We start from the raw sequence: 22,629 nt of genomic DNA, 5'->3' as shown, positions 1-22,629 counted from the left end.
TCTGCTGCCTTCCAAACCGGTCGATCCGCTGATTCCGTGGCTCCGCTCGTGTGCCAGCGATCCTGACGTGCACGGACGCTGTCAGGCGTGCGCGGCTTCTCGCGGATCAGACAATCGGCGGTGGGCAGGCTCGCAGCCTCCTGTAAGTGGCGCGCCGCCGGAGCGACGCCTGCAACCCTGGTTCAATCACTGGGCTTGGTGTGTACCGGCCGCGCAACTGCAGTTGCATCTTGGTCGCCCGACGCGTGACATGCGCATACCCGCCGAAGACGCATCGCTGGCTGCCATTCCCGGCGCCCAGCGTCTGTGCCACATGCTCCCTCGGTCGACAGCGTCGGCTGTCACCGGGCTGCCCAGCGGGGGTGGCACAGCTCCTGCCTCTGATGCTGGCGGGAAGGGGGAGCCCCGAGGCCTCGATGGTGGCGACGAACAACCTGGGGGTCCCCTGCCCGGCTTAGCCTTCTCTAATAGTGAGCTCCGCGGTGAACAGATCGTGGCGTTCTGGAAAAAGGGCACGGGGGATGAATCGCGCCAGGTTCGGCCAGGCTCCGTCGGGCTGCTGTACTGAGCAATGCCCACATACACTCCCGCCCAGCAGGCCGCGATTGGTGAGATCAATGCGCCCCTCCAACTGATCGCTTGCGCAGGCTCCGGCAAGACCCAGGTGATCTCCCAACGGATCTCGCATATTTTGGGCCAACCCGGCGTAACACCGGGGAACATCTTTGCCTTCACCTTCACTGAGAAGGCAGCCGCTGAGCTCAAGGAGCGCATTTACTCGATCGTCGAGCAGGAGCATCCCGGGATCGTCGGCCTCGCCGAGATGTACGTCGGGACTATGCACGGTTACTGCCTGAACCTGCTTCAGACCTACATCCCAGAGGCTTTCAAGTACGGTGTGCTCACCGAGATCACACAGCGGCTTCTCATCGACCGCGAGAGCACGAAGTCCGGACTCACTACCTGCACAACCACGGCACCGAGCCGTCCGACCCTCTGGCGTTACATGGACTCGAAGCTCTACATGCAGGTGCTTTCGGTTTTGCAAGAGGATCAGATCGACTGGTCTCTGATTCCTGACGCGGTCGATGCGAGCCTGAAGTCGTACTCGGCGCTCCTTGCACAGCGGAAGTACTTCGACTACACCTCGATGATCGCCCTGGCCGTTGCGTACTTGGAGTCGGACCCCGCTGATCCAGAGTTGGAGACTGTGGAACGCGAGCTGCTGCGCCACGTGCAGGACGACATCAAGTACGTCGTGGTCGATGAATATCAGGATGTAAACCCGCTTCAAGAACAGCTAATCGCAGCCCTCACCCGATTCGGCGCGAACCTCTGTGTTGTTGGGGATGACGATCAGACCATCTACCAGTGGCGGGGATCCGAGGTCTCGAACATCCTCACTTTCTCATCGCGCCACGAAGGCGTGCGGCAGATCGAGCTGGCAGATAACTTCCGTTCCACGGAGGGGATCGTACGGCTTGGCCGAAGCATCGCGGAGACCCTGCCCGTGGCAGAACGGCTGCCGAAGAAGATGGAATACGCATCGCATCAGCGTTGGGAGAGGGGCGACATACTCGCACTCGAGTTCCCAGAACCCGAAGCCGAGGCGCACTGGATCACCGACCGCATCGTTGCACTCCAGGGGATGCCCTTCGTGGATGCTCCCGGCCGTGAACCGAGGGGGCTTTCCTGGTCCGATTGCGCGGTCCTGCATCGCACGGTGAAGGATGCGGTCCCACTCGTTGATGCGCTCCGTGCGCGCGGCATCCCCTACATCATCAAGGGTCTTGCTCGGCTCTTCGATGCGCCGGAGATCGCAGCCCTTGTCGGAATGTTCAAGTACATGGTCGGGGAGATCACAGTCGCGGAACTGCGCCAGCTGTTCGTCGATGCCGATCTGCTGCCCGACTTCGGTGTCTTCCCGCGCGCGCTCACACTGCTCGACGCTGGGGCAGATTTCAGCGGCGGAGAGCGCTGGGGAACGTACAACATTCAGCGCCTCTTTCTGAGCGTGCTCGAAGCGCTCGACATCCGCGAGTCCACCATTCCGGGGGCTCCGGCGCGAGCCGAGCTGGTGATGTATCAGCTCGGCAAGTTCTCGCAGGTTATCTCGGACTTCGAGACGATCCACTTTCAGTCGGAGCCCGAACGAAAGTACGCAAGCTTCGTTCGCTTCCTCACAGACGAACGCCAGGCGCCTTCGTACTACGAGGAGGCCGACGAGGACAGCGGGTTCGCCACTCCAAACGCGGTAACGATCACGACCGTCCACCGCTCGAAGGGTATGCAGTGGCCGGCCGTGTTCATCCCGTGCCTGCGCGCGAATCGGTTTCCGATGCGCAGGCAAGGCGGGATCAACATTTTCCACGTAATACCGACTGCCGCTGTGTCCAATGCAGATCGCTATCGTGGCGGTCTCTCAGACGAAACGCGCCTCTTCTATGTCGCTGCAACGCGTTCGCAGAAGTACCTCGCCATGACCTTCGCGCCGGTGCCCGGGAACCAGCAAGCGAAGCGTCGATCCGACTTCTTCCTCCATGCGACCCGCTCCGACTGGGTCTCCACGGTCGATGAGAAGCTCCCAGCTGTCGCACGACTCGAACCGACGCCCAAGTTCGAAGAGCCGGCGATCTCTATCTCCTTCTCGGAACTGAAGTATCTGATCGACTGTCCGTACCAGTTCAAGCTCCGATTCATGTACGGATTCAATCCGCCGATCCACGAAGCGCTCGGCTACGGAAAGGGACTGCACGATGCCCTCGCCGAGATGCACAAACGATCTCTCGCCGGTGAGGTTCCTGCGCGCGCCGAATCTGCCGACCTTGTGGACCGCCACCTCCACACCCCGTACGCATACCCGGCACTGCGCGATCAACTTCACGTGTCAGCGGTCAACGCGATCGAGCGCTACTTCGACGAGCACGGTGACGACCTGACCCGAACCATTCACTCGGAGAAGCAGATCGAGGTCGTCGTCGCGCCTGGCGTCACGGTGAATGGCCGGATCGACTTGGTGAAACGACTCGAGACGAACGAAGTTTCCATCGTCGACTTCAAGTCCACCGAGGATTCGCAGCAGACCTCGGTGACGAAAGACCAGCTCAGCATCTACGCACTCGGCTACCAAGAGCTCACCGGTGAGTCCGCGGATACCATTCAGATTCTCAACCTCGATGCCAAGAGTGACGACTACACCGCTCGCGTGGATGATGCGCTCCTCGCCGGCATCAAGTCAAAAGTTCAGGCCGTGGCCGTCGACATCCGCGTCGGCCACTTCGACTGTGGGCACGATCATTCAAAAGAAGGCGCATACAACGACCTTGTATGGCTGACGCAAGTTACCTGAGTTGCGCAGGGATGCGAAAAAGCGTCCTCTAAAACGGCGGCGGATCAGGCACAGCGACATACCCGGTCGGGCTGGTCCACTCGATGCGCCCGGTGTCATCCTGCGTGATTGCCCACTTGGTCATGTGTTTGTCGCGATGATGTTTGCGGCATAGGTGCGAGAGATTCATCAGGGTGGTCCGCCCCCCGAATTGTCGATCGATTGTGTGGTCGAGGTCGCAGTTCACTGCCCGTTTGCCGCAGCCGGGGAACGTGCAGGTCTGATCGATCAGCTGTTTCATCCGTCTCAACCCTGCGGGGATGTGCTTTGTCGGTTGATCGATGTCGAGAATCGCGCCCGTTACCGGATCCGTCAGAATCCGGTAGATCGAGGTCGCGTCGCCGGCCAGGCGGCGGGCAGTTTCGGCGTCGATCGGGCCGTAGCCCTCGAGGGATGCGGGCATTTCGGACCGACCGAGAAGCGTGAGCATGGGGACGAGCACGCCGACCCGCACTGCGACGGAGCCAACGCTGCTGCCGGTCAGCATGTCGCCGAGCACGTCGGCACGGAGCTGCGGCATCGTGCGGGTCTCGCCGGGCGCTGCCGACAGTCGAAGTGCTTCGGCATCGAGGAGGGTCATAGCGGCAGTCGCAACTTCGGCGGGCAGGTAGGCCGAGATCCACGCCATCCCGTCGATGGCGGGCTCGAAGACGACCCGGCGGTGAGATCGCTCGCTCTCGTGCCTTTCGGCGGCAGTGTCGGCGACGATTTTCTCCCGAAGTGTGCGCGCGAACACGCGGAGTCGAGCTGGTGCGAGCCGCGCCGCGGGGTCCGCGACAGCGGCGTCGAACGCAGCGAATGCCCGATCGTCGCCATCGGGGAGCGACGCGGCGAGCTCTGAAACTGAGCGGGCGTTGGCAGGGGAGACCTCGCCCCAGCGAAACTTCTGCCAGGTGATCGGGGTGCGACCGATCATCGTGACGGCCTGGTGCTCGTGCGCCCGGACGGTGTTTTCAGAGAGCGAGAGCCTCACGGCGAGGTCGGCGATCGCTGCCCGCTCAGCGAATTCGATATCCTCGCGATTGAAGTGTGACGCATGGTCGCCGACGAATACCTCTGGGCTGTACCGGGCCTCATCGAGCACTGAATGGATGGCGACCAGAGTGGCCGCATGATGGAAGTTCACCGCGCGCTGTTCATACTCGGCGGCCGCAATCGCGGTGTCGATACGCACGTCGGATCTTGCCTGATCCGAGTAGTAGCCCAGCGCTTCCATACCTGCAGTCAATAGGCAACCACCGACATTTCGCGTAAGGTGAAGAGGTTGCGCCTTCGGGGGCGACCGCACCGCATCCATCCGGATGTCGGGAGAGCTGGCCAACACGGGCCCGTTCGATACAGAAAAGGAACCACAATGGCACCGAAAAAGAAGGTCACGGGTCTGATCAAGCTTCAGATCCAGGCCGGCGCCGCCAACCCCGCACCGCCCATCGGGCCGGCGCTCGGACAGCACGGCGTTAACATCATGGAGTTCTGCAAGGCGTACAACGCCGCGACTGAGTCGCAGCGTGGCAACGTCATTCCGGTCGAGATCACCGTTTACGAGGACCGTTCGTTCACGTTCATCCTCAAGACGCCCCCGGCTGCCGAGCTCATCAAGAAGGCGGCCGGCGTCAACAAGGGATCCGGCACCCCGCACACCACCAAGGTGGGACGGCTGACGAAGGACCAGCTCCGCTCGATCGCCGAGCAGAAGATGGTCGACCTCAACGCGAACGACGTTGCAGCGGCAGAAAAGATCATTGCGGGCACCGCTCGCTCGATGGGAATTACGGTGGACGCATAATGGCTACGAAATCCAAGGCCTACCGCGCCGCTGCCGAAAAGATGGAAGAGGGCAAGTTCTACACGCCCAACGAAGCCGTTGGAATCGCCCGTGAGAGCGGTTCGAAGAACTTCAACTCCACAATCGAAGTCGCCCTCAAACTCGGCGTCGACCCCCGCAAGGCAGACCAGATGGTTCGTGGAACCGTCATCCTGCCCCACGGCACAGGAAAGACCGCCCGCGTCATCGTCTTCGCGACCGGACCGGCCGCCGATGCCGCGATCGCTGCCGGAGCCGACGAGGTCGGTGGCGACGAGCTCATCGAGAAGGTAGCCGCTGGCTACACCTCGTTCGACTCAGCGGTCTCCACTCCGGAACTGATGGGCAAGGTCGGTCGCCTCGGAAAGGTGCTCGGCCCGCGTGGCCTCATGCCCAACCCGAAGACCGGAACCGTCACCACGGATGTTGCCAAGGCAGTTACCGAGATCAAGGGCGGAAAGATCGAATTCCGCGTCGACAAGCACTCCAACGTGCACTTCATCGTGGGCAAGGCGGCCTTCCCGGCCGAGCAGCTCGAGGAGAACATCAAGGCGGCGCTCGATGAGATCGTGCGCTCCAAGCCCAGCTCCGCAAAGGGCCGTTACATCCAAAAGGGCACTGTGACGACCACCTTCGGTCCGGGCATCCCGCTCGACGTGAACGTGCTCTAAACAGAAACATCTCGAGAAAAGGGGATCACCTCGGTGGTCCCCTTTTTTTGTACTCACTCTTCGGGGCTCGCTTCGACTTCACCGAAAACGCAGGAGGGGACAGCGGATGACCACCACGGTACGGGCGGCGGCTGTCGCTGACGGCGTGCTCCTGCACGATCTCGCCGCCGCCACCTTCGGATTGGCCTGCCCTCCCGGCACGCCGCCGGAAGACGCCAGGGCATTTGTGTCGTCGGAGCTCTCGGTGCAGCGGTTCGAGGCGTACCTCGCCGATGCGAATCGCGCGATACTGCTGGCCGAGGTCGATGGTAGTGCCGCCGGTTACTCGATGCTCATCTTCGGGGAGCCGACGGATGCGGATGTCGCGGCCGTCGTCACGGCTCGGCCAACGGTCGAGCTCAGCAAGTTTTATGTCCTTGCCGAGTCTCATGGCACCGGGTTATCCTCTGAGCTCATGGCCGCGACCGTCGAAGCCGCCCGATTTCGCGGCGCCGTTTCGACCTGGCTCGGCGTCAACCAGCAGAACGGGCGTGCGAACCGCTTCTACGAGAAGAGCGGGTTCTCACTCGTGGGAACCAAGCAATTCGCCCTGGGGGGCCGTCTCGAAGACGACTTTGTGCGGGAGTTGTCGCTTGAGCCGAGCCCCGACATGCTCAGCGCGATCGTGCCTACCGTCAAGCCGAACATCAATTCGCCGACGGCACAGCGGTGTCAACCGGAATAAAACTGTGAAAAGAACACCTAGCATTTAACAATGACCGCCCTTCTGCCATCGCGACGTCGGGTTGTCGAACTCGCAGGCACTTTCCTCGGCTCGGTGTTCGTGTTGGCCGCCCTCGTGATCATCTGGGTCGCTCGACTCGAGCAAGACCGTGACCTGTATGTCAGTGAGCTCGGCGCAGCCGGCCAGCCGACCGCCCACTGGTTCGAAGGGGCACTCCTTCTCATCGTCGCGGGCGGAAGCCTCATTGCCTATGCCGCTCGCGGCATCCGATCGCGCGTGCCGCTGCTCTCTGTCTGGGCTCCGGCGGTGTCGCTATGGGTCGGCTGTGGCTTCTTTCTCATCGCCTCTCAGGTCACCTGCACGAGCGGATGTCCGTTGCCGGTGGGGGTGAATTTCACCTGGCAGGACCTCATCCACACCGTGGTCGCCGTGCTCGCCTTCGCCGCCGCGTGCTTCGGCATGTTGCAGGTGTCGTTCGCGGTGGGATATCGATCGCTTGCCCGGCTGTCGCTCGGGGCCGGGGTGGCAGTCGCGTTGATCGCGGGGGCGGGCGGTATCCTCTCCCTCGCGCGATTCCAAACGGACTTCGGCAGTCGACTCGAGCTCGCGGCCACCACGATCGCACTCGGCTGGCTGCTCACTCTCGGCGTGATGATGGCGATGCGGCCCGTGGAGTTCGCCGACGTTTTGCCGCTGGCAGAGCTCGAGGTCGGACTCCCGGTCGCCTAGCGGTTGCGGCCGGCGGCCACGACGCCAAGCACCCGGTCGGCGAGCTGCACGAGCAGGTGGATCTGGTTCTCATCACGGTCGATCCAGCGGCACTCCGGCTCGGCATTTGTCGGAATGAAGTCGTCGTGCTGCTCCCAGACCAGCAGGGTGCGCTCCGCCCCGAGCACGTACTGCTGCCACCAAACCTGCCGCAGATAGGAGCGTGGGATGGATCGCCAGGGCGACTTCGTGGTCTTGATCTCGGCGAGCTCGAGACGGCCGGATGCCGAGATCGCAAGCCCGTCGGGAGTGGCGAGGTGGGCGGTCTGGCCGGCGGCATGGAAGAGCGCGTCGCTCGAGACGATGCCGTAGCGACGTTCTACCCAGCGGGCGATCTCGGGCTCGCGGGCGCGCCCGTGATCGGTATACGCGTTGCCGCTGAACCCGCTGCCGTTGATCTTCTCGAAGGCAACGGCCTGCACGGAGGCGGCTCCCGACAGTCGTGCGACGTCGGTGGCGGTGATGCCGCGGCTGCGGGCTCGAAGCCAGGCCACCCGGTCTGCGGCCCGAGCGACGATGCGGTCGCGGTGATCCGGAGCCGGCTCATCCCAGAGGGAGAGCATGGGCTGGATGATGGTCACCTCACCATTGTCTCCCGGGGCACCGCGGGCCGTCGACGCCCCTCCGCAGTGGTCCTGCTGCACGCCGAGGAGAAACCGAAGCCAGGCGAAGGAGGGCGGTAGCGTTCACGCGTGCAGGGTGATTGCGCTCTCGATTGCATCGGCAGAGAGTACCTGCTGGACGACGAGCATCGACGCGCCGAGGATGCCCGCATCGTCGGCCGAGCGGGAGCGGGCGATCGTGAGGTGCGCGGTGGCGAGGGGAAGCGAGCGGTGATAGACCACTTCGCGCACGCCAGCGAGGAGGTGATTGCCGGCGGCGGCGAGCGAGCCACCGAGCACGATGACCGAGGGGTTGAGCAGGCTGACGCAGGTGGCGAGCACCTCGCCGAGATCGCGACCGGCCTGACGGAGAGCGGCAACGGCGTGCGGGTCGCCGCGTTCGACGAGAGCGACAATGTCTCCGGTACGAACCTCGCCTGCGCCGCCGGCTGTGAGTGTCGCGGCGATGGCTGGGGCGCCGGCGAGAGCTTCGAGACAGCCGATGTTGCCGCAGCGGCAGGTTACGTACGAGCCGCGCGCGACGCGCACATGCCCGAGGTCACCGGCGGTACCCATCGCACCGCGCTGTAGTTGGCCGTTACCGATGATGCCAGCGCCGATGCCCGTCGCCGCCTTGATAAAGAGCAGGTTGTCCTGGGTCGGCCAGTGGGTGCGCTGCTCGCCGAGCGCCATGATGTTGACGTCGTTGTCGACGAGCACAGGCACGTCGAACGCGCGCCGCACGTAACCTGGCACGTCGAAGTCGTGCCAGCCGGGCATAATTGGTGGGTTTGCGGGCCGCCCCGTCGTGTGTTCGACCGGACCGGGCAGGCCGATGCCGATGCCGCACAGCTCGGCCCGGCCATCACCGAGGGAGTCGAGCAGTTGGTGTGCGCGGTCGATCACGAGATCGAGCACCGGGCCAGGACCGGTCTCGATAGCGATCTCCGTGCGAAGGCTCGCAAGCACTGTGCCAACGAGAGTAGTGATCGCGATTACACAGTGCGACGCCCCCAGGTCTACGGCAAGCACCACGCGCGCGGTCGGGTTGAAGGCGAATCGTGACGGCGGACGGCCGCCGGATGACGCGGCCTCACCGACCGCGCTGACGAAACCGGATGCCAGGAGGGAATCGACTCGCATGGCAATCGTCGAACGTGCGAGACCGGTGAGCACAGCGAGCTCGGCCCTGGTGCGCGGAGTGCCGTCGAGGAGAAGTTGGAACAGGTCACCCGCGCGGGCGCCGGTCACCGCCGAGCCGGTGAACGCGCTCGATTCGGTGATGACCATGGTCTATTGATACCAGTTGCGCTTCGTGGTGTCACGCCAGCCATAGGTGTCGATCAACAATTATCTTTTGCTTGACTATCGCCAGAAGGGGCCCTAGTTTGTAAATCGTGTGTACGTATTCCCCCATCCCAGGGTAGAACGCTTCACCGTGACCAGCAACGCTGCTCGATCCGAGGAGAACCAGTGCCAATGCCAATGACCCCCCCGCTTTCGCTCCAGCTCTACACCGTTCGAGAGGCTCTCGATGCGGACTTTGCCGGCACGATGCAGAGGGTGGCAGACATCGGGTTCACGCGCGTCGAGCCCTATGACTTCCTGGCTCGTGCCGATGCCCTCGCGGCCGGATTCGCGGCAACCGGCCTCACCGCGCCGAGCGCGCACTTCCGCTTCCTCGATGCCGAAAGCCTCGCCGGTGCCAGCCTCGATGACGTGTTCGCCACTGCCGCGCGTCTCGGCATCCCGACGGTGATCGATCCCTTCGTCGACCCGGCGAACTGGCTCGCGGCGGCTAACATCCACAAGACAGCGGATGCGCTCAACGCGGCCGCGGAGGTAGCGGTGAAGCACGGCATCCGGATCGGATACCACAACCACTGGTTCGAGCTGGAGTCGGTGATCGACGGCGACACCGGCCTGGAGATCCTCAGCGCGGGACTCAACCCGGCGATCATCCTCGAGCTCGATACCTACTGGGCCGCTGCCGGCGGGCAGGATGTTGTGTCGCTGCTCGGTCGTCTCGGCGACCGCGTACGCCTTCTTCATATCAAGGACGGTCCGATCGAGCCGGATCCGGCTTCCCAGCTCGCGGTCGGCAACGGCAAGATGCCGATCTGGGACATCATCGCTGCGGCGACGAGTCTCGAAGTGGCGGTCGTCGAACTCGATGCCTTCGCTGGAGACATGTTCGACGCGGTGACCGACAGCTACACCTATCTGAACGCCGGAGCCTCCTCATGAGCGGCCCGATCGGCGTCGGTCTCATCGGTGCCGGGACCATCAGCAAGCAGTACCTCGAGAACCTCACCACCTTCCCCGACATTGTCGTGCACTCGATCGGCGACGTCTACGAACCCGTCGCCGAGGAGCGTGCGAGTCAGTTCGGTATCGAGACCTGGGGTGGAGTGGCGGCAACGCTCGAGCATCCGGATGTCGAGATCGTGATCAACCTGACCATCCCGGCCGCGCACGTCGAGGTGGCCCTCGCGGCCGTCGCCGCTGGCAAGCACGTGTGGAGTGAGAAGCCGTTTTCCCTCGACCGCGCCAGCGGACTCACACTGCTTGCCGCGGCGGAGAAGGCCGGAGTGCGCCTCGGATCCGCTCCGGACACGTTCCTCGGCGCAGGGCTCCAGACCGCTCGTCGCATGATCGAGCGTGGCGACATCGGGGTGCCGCTCACCGCGCTCACCCTCATGCAGTCGCCGGGGCCGGAGTCGTGGCATCCGAACCCCGCATTTCTCTTCCAGGAGGGGGCCGGCCCACTCTTCGACATCGGTCCGTATTACCTCACCACACTGATGCAGACCTTCGGATCGGTGCGTCGCGTCGCCGCGCTCGGCTCGAAGTCGCGCGACACCCGAGTCATCGGATCCGGACCGAAGGTCGGCGAGCGGTTCGACGTGACAGTGCCATCCCACGTGAGTGCGCTCGCCGAGTTCGAGGGCGGCCAGTCGTCGCAGAGCATCTTCAGCTTCGACTCCCCGATGGACCGCCACGGCTTCGTGGAGGTGACCGGAACAGAGGGCACGATGTCGTTCCCCGACCCCAATAACTTCGACGGAGAGATCCGGGTGAAGCACGCTGGCGAGGCCGAGTGGACCTCGTACCCGGCGCTCGGCTCAACGAGTTCTCGCGGGTCCGGCGTGCTCGAGATGGGTCGCGCCATCCGAGCCGGTCGATCGCATCGCGCCACGGGTGAGCTTGCCTATCACGTGCTCGACACGATGGTGTCGATCAGCGAGTCGATCGAGAGCCACAGCTTCGTGGAGGTGGCGAGCTCGATCACAACGGCTCCGGCCCTGCCGGAAGACTGGGATCCGACGGCGGCGACGCTGTAGGACCGGGCACATGACTTCTTCAATTAGGCCCTTGCGCGTAGCCATGATCGGCTACGCGTTCATGGGTCGGGCACACTCCAATGCCTGGGCGACCGTCGGCTCGTTCTTCGAGGTGCCCGCGTTCGAGCAGCGCGTTCTGGTGGGGCGGGATGCAGCCGGCGTCGCGGCCGCGGCGACAGCATTGGGCTGGTCAGAGTCGGCGACCAACTGGCGCGAGGTCATCGCCAGGGATGACATCGACATCGTGGACATCTGCGTGCCCGGACACCTGCACGCCGAGATTGCGCTCGCCGCGCTCGCCGCGGGCAAGCACGTCCTGGTCGAGAAGCCGCTCGCCAACACGCTGGCCGACGCCGAGGCGATGGCGGATGCAGCGGCCGACGCATCCGCTCGTGGCGTGATCTCACTGGTGGGCTTCAACTATCGACGGATGCCCGCGCTCGCGCTCGCGCGGCGCATCATCGCCGACGGTCGCCTTGGCGAGATCCGCCAGGTGCGTGCGTCGTATCTTCAGGACTGGCTCGCGGATGCCGCGGCACCGATGACCTGGCGGCTGCGTCGCGAGACCGCCGGTTCCGGTGCACTCGGTGACCTCGCCTCTCACGCCGTTGACCAGTTGCAGTTTCTGCTCGGAGAGCTGGTGACCGAGGTCTCGGCCCGTACCCACACCTTTGTGACCGAGCGGCCGGGTGCCGATGGCCCCGAGGCGGTCACGGTCGACGACGCGGTTTGGGCGACACTGGCATTCGACTCCGGCGTCCGTGGCAGTCTCGAGGCATCACGGGTCGCAACGGGGCGCAAGAACGCCCTCACGATCGAGGTCTTCGGCTCGACCGGAGCGCTGCGGTTCGACCTCGAAGAGCTGAACGAACTGTGGTTCCTCGATGCCACGGAGTCGATCGAGACCCAGGGGTTCCGCCGCATCCTCGTGACCGAACCGGAGCATCCGTATCTCGCTGCCTGGTGGCCACAGGGCCATGTGCTCGGCTGGGAACACTCCTTCGTGCATGAGATACGCGACTTCCTCATCGCCATCGACTCCGGCACGCCGGCGACCCCCTCATTCGCCGACGGTCTCGCCGTGCAGCGCGTGCTCTCCGCGATCAAATTAAGCTCCGAAGCGACCGGAGCTAATGTGATCGTTGGCAACGTTCAGGCATCGAAGGAGACCATATGACCACCTCGACTCATCCCGTGACGCTCTTCACCGGCCAGTGGGCTGATCTCACTCTTGAGGAGGTGGCGAAACTCGCGTCGGAGTGGGGATATGACGGGCTCGAGATCGCGGCATCCGGAGAGCATCTCGATATCGCGCGGGCCGCTACGGACGACGCCTACCTGCAGGGGCGGCTCGACATCCTCGATCGCTACGGACTGAAAGCGTGGGCGATCTCGAACCACCTCACCGGCCAGTCGGTGTGCGACGATCCGATCGATTTTCGTCACCAGGCAATCATCCGCCCCACGGTCTGGGGAGATGGCGATCCCGAGGGCGTGCGTCAGCGCGCGGCGGAGGAACTAAAGCTCACCGCGGTGGTCGCCCGCAAGATGGGCATCGACACCGTCGTTGGCTTCACCGGTTCGAAGATCTGGCAGTACGTGGCGATGTTCCCCCCGGTGCCGACCTCGGTGATCGATGCCGGCTACCAGGACTTCGCCGACCGGTGGAACCCGATCCTCGACGTGTTCGACTCGGAGGGGGTGCGGTTCGCCCACGAAGTACACCCCTCGGAGATCGCTTACGACTACTGGTCGAGCGTGCGTTCACTCGAGGCCATCGAGCATCGCGCAGCTTTCGGCTTCAACTGGGACCCGAGCCACATGATGTGGCAGGGCATCGATCCGGTGTCGTTCATCACGGAGTTTGCCGATCGCATCTATCACGTCGACTGCAAGGACACCCGGTTGCGCACGCCCAGCGGCCGATACGGCATCCTCGGATCGCACCTGCCCTGGGGTGACCTTCACCGCGGGTGGGACTTCGTCTCCACCGGGCACGGGGATGTGCCGTGGGAAGACTCGTTCCGCGCGCTGCGCTCCATCGGCTACGGCGGCCCCATTTCGGTGGAGTGGGAGGATGCCGGAATGGATCGGCTGCACGGCGCAGCCGAAGCCGTCGGCTTCGTTCGGTCGCTGCTCTGGGAGCTGCCGACGGCATCCTTCGACGCCGCCTTCAGCAACCAGGGCTGACCGCCGGTCGCCGCTCCACCCCACCCCACCACTCCGAAACGCAGGAGATTCGCCACCGGAGGGGGCATTTCGCCGCCAAATACCTCGTCCGGTGGCGAATCTCCTGCGTTTTGAGAGTGAGAGGTGAGTCTGGCTAGCCGTTCGCGCCGGGCCGAGCTCCGAAGGGCGGGTTCGTGCCCTCGGAAATGGAGGTCGCGGAGACGCTCCCGCTGCCGTCCTTCGCGCCGCGCACGGTCACGGTCTCGCCCGATGTGAGTTCGGCGACGCTGATCTTCTGGCTCTTCGTGACCTTGGTCGAGTCGGTGGACTTCACGGTAACGGTCGAACCGTCGAGAAGCTTCACGGTGATCGTGTCGCCATCGACCGACTGGATCGTGCCAGTGGTGAGCCCTCCGAAGGTGCCGGGTCGGGTGGCATTGCCGTGCTGCCCCGGCCGATCCTGTTGGCCCTGCTCGTGCCGCAAGCCCTGTCCGTTCTGCGACTGGCCGCCTGATCGGGTGAAATCGGCGAACTGTCCCGGCCCACCGGTGTGCTGTCCGATGAGGATGCCACCGAAAAGTGCGATCAACGCCACTGCGACCAGGGCGAGGGTGGGGATGAGCCAGCGCATGACTCCGGTGCGTGCGGGAGCCACCGCGGGGGCGACAATCGCCGGTGGTGGAGCTGGCGACTCTGGCGCTGGCGGGCTCTCGGCTGTGAGCTCGGTAGGCACCGTCTCGGCTGCGTTGGAATTTTCGCGGTCCTGTGGTTCTGTCTGTTCGGTCATTTCATCAGAGTGATTCTCGAACCTACGGAAATCGTATGGACCAGCTATCTGCCTCCCCAGAGTTTCGCGGTGCCGTGGTGCAGAGCGCCTGGGAAACCGCGGGCTGATCGGTGGTCGGGACTCAGGCGAAGTTGGGGTGAACCATAGGTGATTCATAGCAAACTCGTAATAGTAGGAAGTGTGATCTCACACAACCACAGCTCATCTGCTCCTAGCGCCGGCCCGAGGCTCCGGCGCGCGGACGGTTCCCCGGTACGTGTCGTCGTTGTCGATGATGAGGCGACCCTCAGCGACCTGCTCCGGATGGCGTTGCGCTACGAAGGCTGGGACGTGAAGACCGCAGCCGAGGGGCGTACCGCCATCCAGCTCATCCGCGAGTTCCAGCCGGATGTCGTCGTGCTCGACGTGATGCTGCCGGACATCGATGGCCTCCAGGTGCTCAAGCGGCTGCGGGACGACGGGCAGGATGTGCCCATCCTCTTCCTCACGGCGAAGGATGCCCTCGACGATCGCATCGCCGGGCTCACCGCTGGCGGTGACGATTACGTCACCAAGCCGTTCAGCCTCGAAGAACTCGTCGCCCGGCTGCGCGGACTCATTCGCCGGTCGTCCGTGGTCGTCGCGGACTCCGCTGACCCGCTACTTCGCGTCGGCGACCTGGTGCTCGACGAGGAGAGTTACGAGGTACGCCGCGGCGGTCGTCTCATCGAGTTGACCGCGACCGAGTTCGAGCTGTTGCGCTTCCTCATGCGCAACCCGCGCCGGGTGATGAGCAAGGCGCAGATCCTCGACCGGGTCTGGAGCTATGACTTCGGAGGCCGGTCAAGCATCGTCGAGATCTACATTTCCTACCTGCGCAAGAAAATCGACGCGGGGGAGACTTCGATGATCCACACCGTGCGCGGAGTCGGCTACATGATCAAGGCCGCTGGATGACCTCTGTCACCACCCATGCGCCGTGGTCGCTTCGGCGGCGATTGATGCTGTCCGTCGTCGGACTGCTCGCGGTAGTCGCCATCGTGATCGGCTCGATCAGCGTTCTTGCGCTGCAGGGCTTTCTCATGAACCGGCTGGACGACCAGCTCAAGGCGGCCAACGGACGCTCCCAGACCGGCTTCGGTCCTCCCGGAAGTCGGCCAGGGGATGCGCAGTCCGACACCTTCACGCGGCAGCAGTTGCGCCAGACCATCGACCGCCAGGCCCCGGATACGGTAATCGGGATTATTTTCGGCACCACTGTCGCCGGCGTCCAAAAGGACCAGAGCGGATCGCTCCAGGACCTGTCGGCCGCCCAGAGCGGGCCACTGAAGAAAGTGCCGGCCACCGGCGTCGCGACGACAGTGGATCTCGGGAATGGTCTCGGCAGCTTCCGCGCCGTCGCCGTGGAGTATGCAAATGGCGTTCGCGTCGTCACGGCGCTTCCTCTTGGCGAGCTGAAGGGCACACTGCTGCAACTGGGTCTCATCATCGCCATTGTCACCGCAGCCGGGCTCGTGCTCGCGGCATTCCTGGCTCGCTGGATCGTGCGGGTTGCACTCCGACCGCTTGAACGGGTCGTCTCAACGGCTACTCGCGTTGCCGAGCTTCCGCTCGACCGCGGTGAGGTTGCCCTCGGGGTGCGGGTACCCGACGAGGACGCCGATTCGAGAACGGAGGTCGGCCAGGTCGGGGCCGCGATCAACCGTATGCTCGGGCACGTGGCATCCGCCCTCACCTCGCGGCAGGCCAGCGAGAACAAGGTGCGCCAGTTCGTTGCAGACGCGAGTCACGAATTGCGCACGCCGCTCGCGGCGATCCGCGGGTATGCCGAGCTCACCCGTCGAGGCAATCACGACCTGCCCGAGGATGTCGTTCATTCGCTCGGCCGGGTCGAGTCCGAAGCCACGCGCATGACTTCGCTGGTGGAAGACCTGCTTCTGCTCGCTCGCCTCGACGAGGGGCGCGATCTCGAGAGCGATCCGGTCGACCTCTCCCGGCTGCTTATCGACGCGGTGAGCGATGCCCACGCCGCCGGTCCCGAGCACGAATGGTCGCTCGACATGCCCGATGAACCGGTGATGATCGATGGCGACGACGCGCGCCTGCACCAGGTTGTCGCCAATATTCTCACCAACGCCAGGGTTCACACGCCCGCCGGAACCGAGGTCGTGACCACTGTCGCGATCGACGGCTCGAACGCTGTCGTGACCGTGACCGATGACGGCCCCGGTATACCCGCGGACCTGCAGCCTGTGCTGTTCGAGCGATTCGCACGCGGCGATAGCTCCCGCTCCCGCGCCGCCGGTAGCACGGGACTCGGACTCGCGATCGTAGCCGCCGTCGTCGAGGGGCACGGTGGCACGGTGGACGTGCAGAGCGAGCCCGGCAACACCAGCTTCCGTGTCATCCTGCCTCGTGCACGCACAGTGGATGCCGCGCCGGGATGACAGACTGGTCGCACCCCAGATGTTAGGAAATACCGTGCGAATTGCTGTTACAGGTGCAAGTGGAAAATTGGGGCGCGCCGTCGTCCAGCGTCTCCTCGACTCCGGGAACGACGTCCATGCCCTCGATGTGGTCGGCGAACGCGGACCCGGATTCACCCGGGTCGATTTCACCGACTACGGCCAGACCGTGGATGCCCTGTTCGGCATCAACGATCGTCACGATGGGCTCGACGCGGTCGTGCACCTCGCCGCAGCACCGGCCGGCGGAATTCTGCCGGACTCCGAGACCTTCCACAACAACATGTCAGCCACCTTCAACGTGTTCCAGGGTGCAAGGCGGGCCGGCATTAAGACGATCGTCTACGCCTCGAGCGAGACCGTGCTCGGCATCCCATTCGAGACGCCGCCGCCCTATATCCCGGTGGACGAGGACTACGACACCCGACCAGAGAGCATCTACTCCGTCACGAAGCACCTCGAGGAGCAGCTTGCCCAAAAGCTGGTGCGCTGGGATCCCGAGCTGAGCATCGCAGCCCTGCGGTTCTCCAATGTGATGGACGTCGCGGACTACGTACCGTTCCGCTCGTTCGATGCGGACGCCGGCATCCGCAAGTGGAATCTCTGGGGCTACATCGACGCGAGGGATGGCGCCCAGGCCGTCGAGCGTGCGCTCGCTCTCGCGAAGCCCGGTTTCGAGGCCTACATCATCGCAGCGGCGGATACCGTGATGTCGCGGTCGAGCGCGAGCCTCGCCGCGGAGGTGTTCCCGTCCACGCGCATCACGCGGGAACTCGGCGAGCACGAAAGCCTCCTGTCCATCGACAAGGCTCGGCGGGTGCTCGGATTCGTGCCAGAACATTCCTGGCGCAACCATGCTTAGAAAGGCCATCGCCGTGGTCGTGTTGGCTACGGCGGCCGTTTTCGCGTCGGGAACCGCAGCCAATGCCCTCGATGAACCACGCGTGCCCGAGAACGTCGGCCAGTATTTCGCCGCCGGACTTGTGCCGCGTCTCGTCGAACTTTTTGGGGCTAAAGCCGGAGCGGAAGTGGTGTTTGACAGTGCAGCGAAGGTGGGAGGTATCCACCGTGTTCTGTCCTGGACCACCCGCTTTCTCTCCGGGGCGAAGACCGACGAACCGACCCGGCTGACCAATAATTGGGTTGCGCCGGTGACGGCAGCGGATGGAACGATCGCTGGTGTCGCGACGGTATGGATCAATCCCGCCAGCGATCAGCCGGAACTCGCCGACTTCTCTTCCGGACCCGCGCTCGCAACCGCTCTCGCCACAGCCCCGGCGGGCACGCTCATCATCCGCGACGACTCCCGCTCGGCCTGGTTCGCCACCGACGGCAGCACTCTTACGCCGCTCGTGAGTGGCTCGTCCGGTGTCTCCGCCGCGACCACACCGGCCGACTATCAGCGACAGTTCTCGCTCGTCGCGCCGGCGACAGCGGAGCCGGCGCCGAACCGCGGACTACTGATCGCGGTTTTAGTGCTCGGCATCGTGGTTGTGTTGCTTGCCGTGTTCGTGCTGCTCCCCGTCGGTCGGCGACGAGTCGGAGCGAAGGTCGCCTTGATTTCAGAGCGCGTTGCCGCCTCTGGTCCACCGCTCGTCACCGAGGTCGCTGCCGCCGTCACCGTTGAGGTGCCTGTGACTGCTGCGGTGAAGAAGGCTGCTGTGAAGAAGTCTCCCTAGGCGCACTGCGGAGTCGATTCGGTCTCTGAGACGGCCTCGCACCGACGGAGCCGGCACCGCGGATTGGCACCGCGGATTTGCACCGCGCCCGCTGCGTCCCGTATTCTGAACGAAGCCAAAGACCGCCGGTCATCGGTTCGCCGTAATTCAGTAATGAAGAACAGCTCCGATCCAAGGTTCGCCATTGCCCCTATGGGATGCGACGAAAGCCTGCGCAGGTGTATTGAGAACTCCCCCAGAGAATCCTCTCCGTGGTTTTGCTCCGTGCGCTTGCGCCGGAGCTTTTTTTGTTTTCTCCCGTGATGAGGCCGGGCGAACTCGGTGGCCCGAAGCGCACGACACTACGAATCACCAATCCACCTAGGAGCCACATGGCGAACAAGGAAGCTTCGGTTGCCGAGCTCACGAACAAGTTCCGTGACTCGACCGCCGTTTTGCTCACCGAGTACCGCGGGCTCACTGTTGCACAGCTGAAAACGCTGCGCACCACCCTCAGTGAGAACGCCACGTACGCCGTGGTGAAGAACACGCTGACCAAAATTGCGGCCAACAACGCGGGGATCTCGTCATTCGACGAGGATCTCGTCGGTCCGTCCGCAATCGCATTCGTACACGGTGACCCGGTCACCGTTGCGAAGGGTCTTCGCGACTTCGCCAAGGCAAACCCGCTGCTCGTGATCAAGGGTGGTTACTTCGACGGTAACCCCCTCACGGCTGCAGAAGTCATCAAGCTCGCCGATCTCGAAACCAGAGAGGTGCTGCTCGGTAAACTTGCCGGCGCCTTCAAGGCTTCGCTGTTCGGTGCTGCCTACATGTTCAACGCACCGCTCGCCAAGGCCGTTCGCACGGTCGACGCGCTGCGCGAGAAGCAGGATTCCGCCTCCTAATTCCCTCACCGGGATGATCCCCTCACCGGGATAGGCAGCGCGGCTTAAACACGAAATAACAAGGAGAAAAATCATGGCAAAGCTTTCAGGCGACGAACTCATCGAGGCATTCAAGGAGCTCACGCTCATTGAGCTCAGCGAGTTTGTCAAGAAGTTCGAAGAGGTCTTCGAGGTCACCGCGGCCGCCCCCGTCGCAGCTGCTGCTGCCGGTGGAACCGCCGCCCCCGTCGAAGAGGTCGAAGAGAAGGACTCCTTCGATGTCGTTCTCGAGTCCATCGGTGACAAGAAGATCCAGGTCATCAAGGAGGTCCGTGCCCTCACGAGCCTCGGTCTCGGCGAGGCCAAGGCCGTCGTGGACAACGCTCCCGGCGTCGTGCTCGAGGGTGTCAACAAGGAGACCGCCGAGAAGGCGAAGGCTCAGCTCGAAGAGGCCGGCGCAACCGTTTCCCTCAAGTAGCAAACGCCCTGCGGGGCGATCGTTCGACGTGTGACCGAGGTCACGCGAAGCGCGGGAGAACGGCCCTCGAGACTGCCGCACAGGCGGACTCGGGGGCCGTCGCGTGTATCCGTCGACACCGGTCGACAATCCAGGGCGTGCGTCTCGCTAACCTGCTACTCCGCGCTACTCCCTGCGGGGAGGGGCCGTGCTGCTGCGTCGTACGACAAAGTCCACGGGCATGGTGATTCGCTCATTGGGAATGGCGCCGGTGTGCGGCCCGAGTCGATCCAGAATGAGTTGCACTGCGCGTTGTCCCTGCTCGGTCGGATGCTGTTCCAGCGTCGTGAGGCCGAACATCTCTGCGAGAGCGTGACCGTCGATTCCGACAACAGACAATTGTGCGGGCACCGCGATGCCAAGCTGGCGTGCCGCCAGGATCACCCCGATTGCAATCTCGTCGCAGCCGGCGACGATGGCTGTTGGGCGGGACGACGGATCGGAGAGCACGGCAAGTGCTCCGGCGTACCCCCCGGGAATCGAGTATGCCACCGCGCGAAAGTCTCCGCGGTGGGACAGGCCTGCGGTTGCGAGAGCCTGGCGAAAACCGGCGAGACGCTGCGTGTGCACGGCGAAGTCCATCTGTTCATGTTGATCTCCGCCGAGATGCATAATTCGCGTGTGACCGAGGCTCACCAAATGGTCGGTGAGAAACCTTGAGGCCGAGGCATCGTCGATGCTCACCGTCGAGATGGCTGGGATTTCGCCGCCGATTCCGACAATCGGTTTGCCGAGAGCGGTGAGTGATCCCACCTCGAGGGGGTTGAGGGAGATGCCAACCACCACCACCGCATCAACTCGCTTACGCCTGAGCAAGTAGTCGAAAATGTGTTGGCGACGCGCGGCATCGTCATGCAGCCGGTAGAGGGTCAAGTCGTAGCCTGCAGAAATCAGGGCACTCTCGATTCCCTCGAGCACCTCGGCAAAAAACCAGCGATTTACGAACGGAATCACGACGCCGACATTGCGAGTAAGCCCGGTCGCGAGGCTGGACGCGATGGACGAAGGTATGTAACCGATATCGGCCGCCGCACTCTGGACGCGAGAACGGGTCGCGCCGGAAACATAGCCGTTGCCGCTGAGCGCGCGTGACGCAGTTGACTTCGACACCCCGGCAAGGCGAGCGACATCGGCTATTGCGCTCAAGAGGACCTCGGATTCGACAGCGTTGACGAGCGATGGCTCATCCTACGCATGAGAGGGGGTGTGTGGGAAACGCGTCACAAATGTATGGGTGCGCTCCCACGGTGACCGGGGGTTCGAGTAGGCCATTTACGGCGACGTGACAGAAACGTTAGGTAACGCGGGACAATAAGCGCTTGCATAACGCTCGCATCGCCCGTAGTTTGATGCAGTGGAACCGGTTCCTCATTGCGAGTGTCCTCTCGCAGAGTTCGGAGCGGATCGGTTTCAATCGCACGACCCATCCCCAACCCTCAACGAGGAGGAGTCACATGAGTTCCACCCCGCTTCGCAGCACAGTAGCCCGCAAAAAGTTGCACCGTCGAATCACAGCACCGATCGTCTTTTTCACCATCGCGGGACTCGCTCTCGCCGGATGCTCGTCGTCGGGAGGAGGCGCTCCCGCTTCGACCAAGGGCCCGGGCAATGCCGGTAAGGCCGATGGAGTGGTGACCGTCTATGGCACCATCGTCGACACCGAATCAGAACTTCTTCAGAAGTCGTGGGCCGACTGGGAGACGAAGAACAAGATCAAGATCAAATATGAGGGCTCGAAGGAGTTCGAGACCCAGATCAGCGTTCGGGCCCAGGGCGGCAACGCACCCGACATCGCGATCTTCCCGCAGCCCGGCCTCTTGCACGACCTGGCCTCGCGCAACTTCATTCAGCCCGAGCCCGCTGCGGCGGCTGCCAACGTCAAGAAATACTGGTCGAAGGACTGGGCGGGTTACGCCACGACCGATGGCACGCTGTATGCCTCGCCGCTCATGGCGAGCGTCAAGGGCTTCATCTGGTATTCCCCGGCCAAGTTCAAGGAGTGGGGCGTCGAGGTGCCAAAGACCTACGATGAGCTGCTCACCCTGACCAAAACCATCCAGGAGAAGACCGGCAAGGCTCCGTGGTGCGCGGGATTCGGCTCCGATGCCGCGACCGGCTGGCCCGGAACCGACTGGGTGGAAGACCTCCTGCTTCGCCAGTCGGGCGCAGCCACATATGACAAGTGGGTCACGCACAAGATCCCGTTCACCGACCCGGCCGTCAAAAAGGCGTTCGACTCGGTCGGCAAGATTTTGCTCGACCCGAAATACGTGAACGCAGGCCTCGGAGATGTCAAGTCGATCAACTCGACTCCGTTCGGTGATGTCGCCCGCGTAGTGGGCAATGGCCAGTGCGCGATGACCCATCAGGCATCCTTCTTCGACGGATTCATCCAGGACCCGAAGAACGGCAACGCGACTGTCGGACCGGACAAGCAGGTCTGGGCCTTCATCACCCCGCCGACCGATGCCAGTGCTGGCCCGGCCGTCACCGGTGGTGGCGAGATGGTTGCCGCATTCTCCAACGATGCCGACACCAAGAAGGTACAGGCATACCTGTCCAGCCCCGAGTGGGCAAACAGCCGCGTCAAGCTCGGCGGTGTGATCAGCGCCAACAGCGGTCTCGACCCGGCCAGTGCGTCCAGCCCCATCCTGCAGTCCGCGATCAAGACGCTGCAGGACCCGAAGACGACTTTCCGCTTTGACGGATCGGACCTGATGCCCGGTGTGGTCGGATCTGGCTCGTTCTGGACCGGCATGGTCGACTGGATCAATGGCAAGTCGACGGACGAGGTCCTGAAGACCATCGATGCGTCATGGCCGTCCAAGTAGTACCTGAAGCCCGCTAGGTAACACCCCAGCGCGAG

At 63.7% G+C, this 22,629-nt stretch carries 21 protein-coding genes; 16 read left to right on the top strand and 5 right to left on the bottom strand.

Annotated features, from left to right (window positions below; genetic code table 11):
• Positions 1–571 precede the first annotated feature (571 nt).
• On the top strand, positions 572–3,349 hold the full coding sequence (locus RCH11_RS09325; RefSeq protein WP_327056717.1) for an ATP-dependent helicase: 2,778 nt from the start codon (positions 572–574) through the stop codon (positions 3,347–3,349).
• Between the two features lie 28 nt (positions 3,350–3,377).
• On the opposite strand, the gene RCH11_RS09320 is transcribed toward RCH11_RS09325, so the two are convergent.
• Positions 3,378–4,562: an HNH endonuclease signature motif containing protein gene (locus RCH11_RS09320; RefSeq protein WP_327056716.1), complete on the bottom strand. Its 1,185-nt coding sequence runs from the start codon at positions 4,560–4,562 to the stop codon at positions 3,378–3,380.
• Between the two features lie 180 nt (positions 4,563–4,742).
• Between RCH11_RS09320 and rplK the strand changes: the two genes are divergently transcribed.
• The 4 genes from rplK (at position 4,743) to RCH11_RS09300 (ending at position 7,316) form a co-directional block, all read left to right on the top strand.
• Positions 4,743–5,174 carry a 50S ribosomal protein L11 gene (gene rplK / locus RCH11_RS09315; RefSeq protein ID WP_327056715.1) on the top strand — a complete coding sequence of 144 codons (432 nt, stop codon included), beginning with the start codon at positions 4,743–4,745 and terminating at the stop codon, positions 5,172–5,174.
• Positions 5,174–5,863 (top strand): 50S ribosomal protein L1, encoded by a 690-nt coding sequence (gene rplA, locus RCH11_RS09310; protein ID WP_327056714.1) that lies wholly within the window; start codon positions 5,174–5,176, stop codon positions 5,861–5,863. The genes rplK and rplA overlap by 1 nt, the downstream gene beginning before the upstream one ends.
• A gap of 106 nt (positions 5,864–5,969) precedes the next feature.
• On the top strand, positions 5,970–6,587 hold the full coding sequence (locus RCH11_RS09305; protein ID WP_327056713.1) for a GNAT family N-acetyltransferase: 618 nt from the start codon (positions 5,970–5,972) through the stop codon (positions 6,585–6,587).
• 30 nt (positions 6,588–6,617) lie between these two features.
• Positions 6,618–7,316, top strand: a complete 699-nt coding sequence (locus RCH11_RS09300) for a DUF998 domain-containing protein (RefSeq protein ID WP_327056712.1) — start codon at positions 6,618–6,620, stop codon at positions 7,314–7,316.
• On the opposite strand, the gene RCH11_RS09295 is transcribed toward RCH11_RS09300, so the two are convergent.
• Both RCH11_RS09295 and RCH11_RS09290 read right to left on the bottom strand, forming a co-directional pair.
• The gene (locus RCH11_RS09295; RefSeq protein ID WP_327056805.1) at positions 7,313–7,918 is read right to left on the bottom strand and encodes a YqaJ viral recombinase family protein; all 606 of its coding nucleotides are present in this window, start codon (positions 7,916–7,918) and stop codon (positions 7,313–7,315) included. The genes RCH11_RS09300 and RCH11_RS09295 overlap by 4 nt on opposite strands.
• A 123-nt stretch (positions 7,919–8,041) precedes the next feature.
• The gene (locus tag RCH11_RS09290; protein ID WP_327056711.1) at positions 8,042–9,247 is read right to left on the bottom strand and encodes an ROK family transcriptional regulator; all 1,206 of its coding nucleotides are present in this window, start codon (positions 9,245–9,247) and stop codon (positions 8,042–8,044) included.
• A gap of 189 nt (positions 9,248–9,436) precedes the next feature.
• Between RCH11_RS09290 and RCH11_RS09285 the strand changes: the two genes are divergently transcribed.
• From RCH11_RS09285 to RCH11_RS09270, 4 genes are read left to right on the top strand one after another with little or no spacing between them, the layout of a single operon-like run.
• Positions 9,437–10,204, top strand: a complete 768-nt coding sequence (locus RCH11_RS09285) for a sugar phosphate isomerase/epimerase family protein (RefSeq protein WP_327056710.1) — start codon at positions 9,437–9,439, stop codon at positions 10,202–10,204.
• The gene (locus RCH11_RS09280) at positions 10,201–11,301 is read left to right on the top strand and encodes a Gfo/Idh/MocA family protein (RefSeq protein WP_327056709.1); all 1,101 of its coding nucleotides are present in this window, start codon (positions 10,201–10,203) and stop codon (positions 11,299–11,301) included. The genes RCH11_RS09285 and RCH11_RS09280 overlap by 4 nt, the downstream gene beginning before the upstream one ends.
• Before the next feature lie 10 nt (positions 11,302–11,311).
• Entirely contained in the window at positions 11,312–12,478 is a 1,167-nt protein-coding gene (locus RCH11_RS09275) for a Gfo/Idh/MocA family protein (RefSeq protein ID WP_327056708.1), read from the top strand.
• Positions 12,475–13,491 carry a sugar phosphate isomerase/epimerase family protein gene (locus RCH11_RS09270; RefSeq protein ID WP_327056707.1) on the top strand — a complete coding sequence of 339 codons (1,017 nt, stop codon included), beginning with the start codon at positions 12,475–12,477 and terminating at the stop codon, positions 13,489–13,491. The genes RCH11_RS09275 and RCH11_RS09270 overlap by 4 nt, the downstream gene beginning before the upstream one ends.
• A 133-nt stretch (positions 13,492–13,624) precedes the next feature.
• On the opposite strand, the gene RCH11_RS09265 is transcribed toward RCH11_RS09270, so the two are convergent.
• Positions 13,625–14,257 carry a DUF5666 domain-containing protein gene (locus RCH11_RS09265; RefSeq protein ID WP_327056706.1) on the bottom strand — a complete coding sequence of 211 codons (633 nt, stop codon included), beginning with the start codon at positions 14,255–14,257 and terminating at the stop codon, positions 13,625–13,627.
• A gap of 180 nt (positions 14,258–14,437) precedes the next feature.
• Between RCH11_RS09265 and RCH11_RS09260 the strand changes: the two genes are divergently transcribed.
• The 6 genes from RCH11_RS09260 (at position 14,438) to rplL (ending at position 19,724) form a co-directional block, all read left to right on the top strand.
• Complete coding sequence (locus RCH11_RS09260; RefSeq protein WP_327056705.1) at positions 14,438–15,193, top strand: response regulator transcription factor; 756 nt, start codon at positions 14,438–14,440, stop codon at positions 15,191–15,193.
• Positions 15,190–16,683: a sensor histidine kinase gene (locus tag RCH11_RS09255; protein WP_327056704.1), complete on the top strand. Its 1,494-nt coding sequence runs from the start codon at positions 15,190–15,192 to the stop codon at positions 16,681–16,683. The genes RCH11_RS09260 and RCH11_RS09255 overlap by 4 nt, the downstream gene beginning before the upstream one ends.
• Positions 16,684–16,717: 34 nt before the next feature.
• The gene (locus RCH11_RS09250; protein ID WP_327056703.1) at positions 16,718–17,563 is read left to right on the top strand and encodes an NAD-dependent epimerase/dehydratase family protein; all 846 of its coding nucleotides are present in this window, start codon (positions 16,718–16,720) and stop codon (positions 17,561–17,563) included.
• The gene (locus RCH11_RS09245; RefSeq protein ID WP_327056702.1) at positions 17,556–18,380 is read left to right on the top strand and encodes a hypothetical protein; all 825 of its coding nucleotides are present in this window, start codon (positions 17,556–17,558) and stop codon (positions 18,378–18,380) included. The genes RCH11_RS09250 and RCH11_RS09245 overlap by 8 nt, the downstream gene beginning before the upstream one ends.
• Positions 18,381–18,751: 371 nt before the next feature.
• Positions 18,752–19,267 carry a 50S ribosomal protein L10 gene (rplJ, locus tag RCH11_RS09240; protein WP_327056701.1) on the top strand — a complete coding sequence of 172 codons (516 nt, stop codon included), beginning with the start codon at positions 18,752–18,754 and terminating at the stop codon, positions 19,265–19,267.
• Positions 19,268–19,340: 73 nt separating this feature from the next.
• The gene (gene rplL, locus RCH11_RS09235; protein ID WP_327056700.1) at positions 19,341–19,724 is read left to right on the top strand and encodes a 50S ribosomal protein L7/L12; all 384 of its coding nucleotides are present in this window, start codon (positions 19,341–19,343) and stop codon (positions 19,722–19,724) included.
• A 165-nt stretch (positions 19,725–19,889) separates the two neighbouring features.
• Here rplL and RCH11_RS09230 read toward each other — a convergent pair whose 3' ends face one another.
• The gene (locus RCH11_RS09230) at positions 19,890–20,909 is read right to left on the bottom strand and encodes a LacI family DNA-binding transcriptional regulator (RefSeq protein WP_327056699.1); all 1,020 of its coding nucleotides are present in this window, start codon (positions 20,907–20,909) and stop codon (positions 19,890–19,892) included.
• A gap of 308 nt (positions 20,910–21,217) precedes the next feature.
• Between RCH11_RS09230 and RCH11_RS09225 the strand changes: the two genes are divergently transcribed.
• Complete coding sequence (locus tag RCH11_RS09225; protein ID WP_327056698.1) at positions 21,218–22,594, top strand: ABC transporter substrate-binding protein; 1,377 nt, start codon at positions 21,218–21,220, stop codon at positions 22,592–22,594.
• Positions 22,595–22,629: the final 35 nt, after the last annotated feature.

Source organism: Glaciihabitans sp. GrIS 2.15 (assembly GCF_035984695.1).
In the GTDB taxonomy this organism is placed as follows: domain Bacteria; phylum Actinomycetota; class Actinomycetes; order Actinomycetales; family Microbacteriaceae; genus Lacisediminihabitans.
This window is presented reverse-complemented; position numbering and strand designations above follow the sequence as displayed.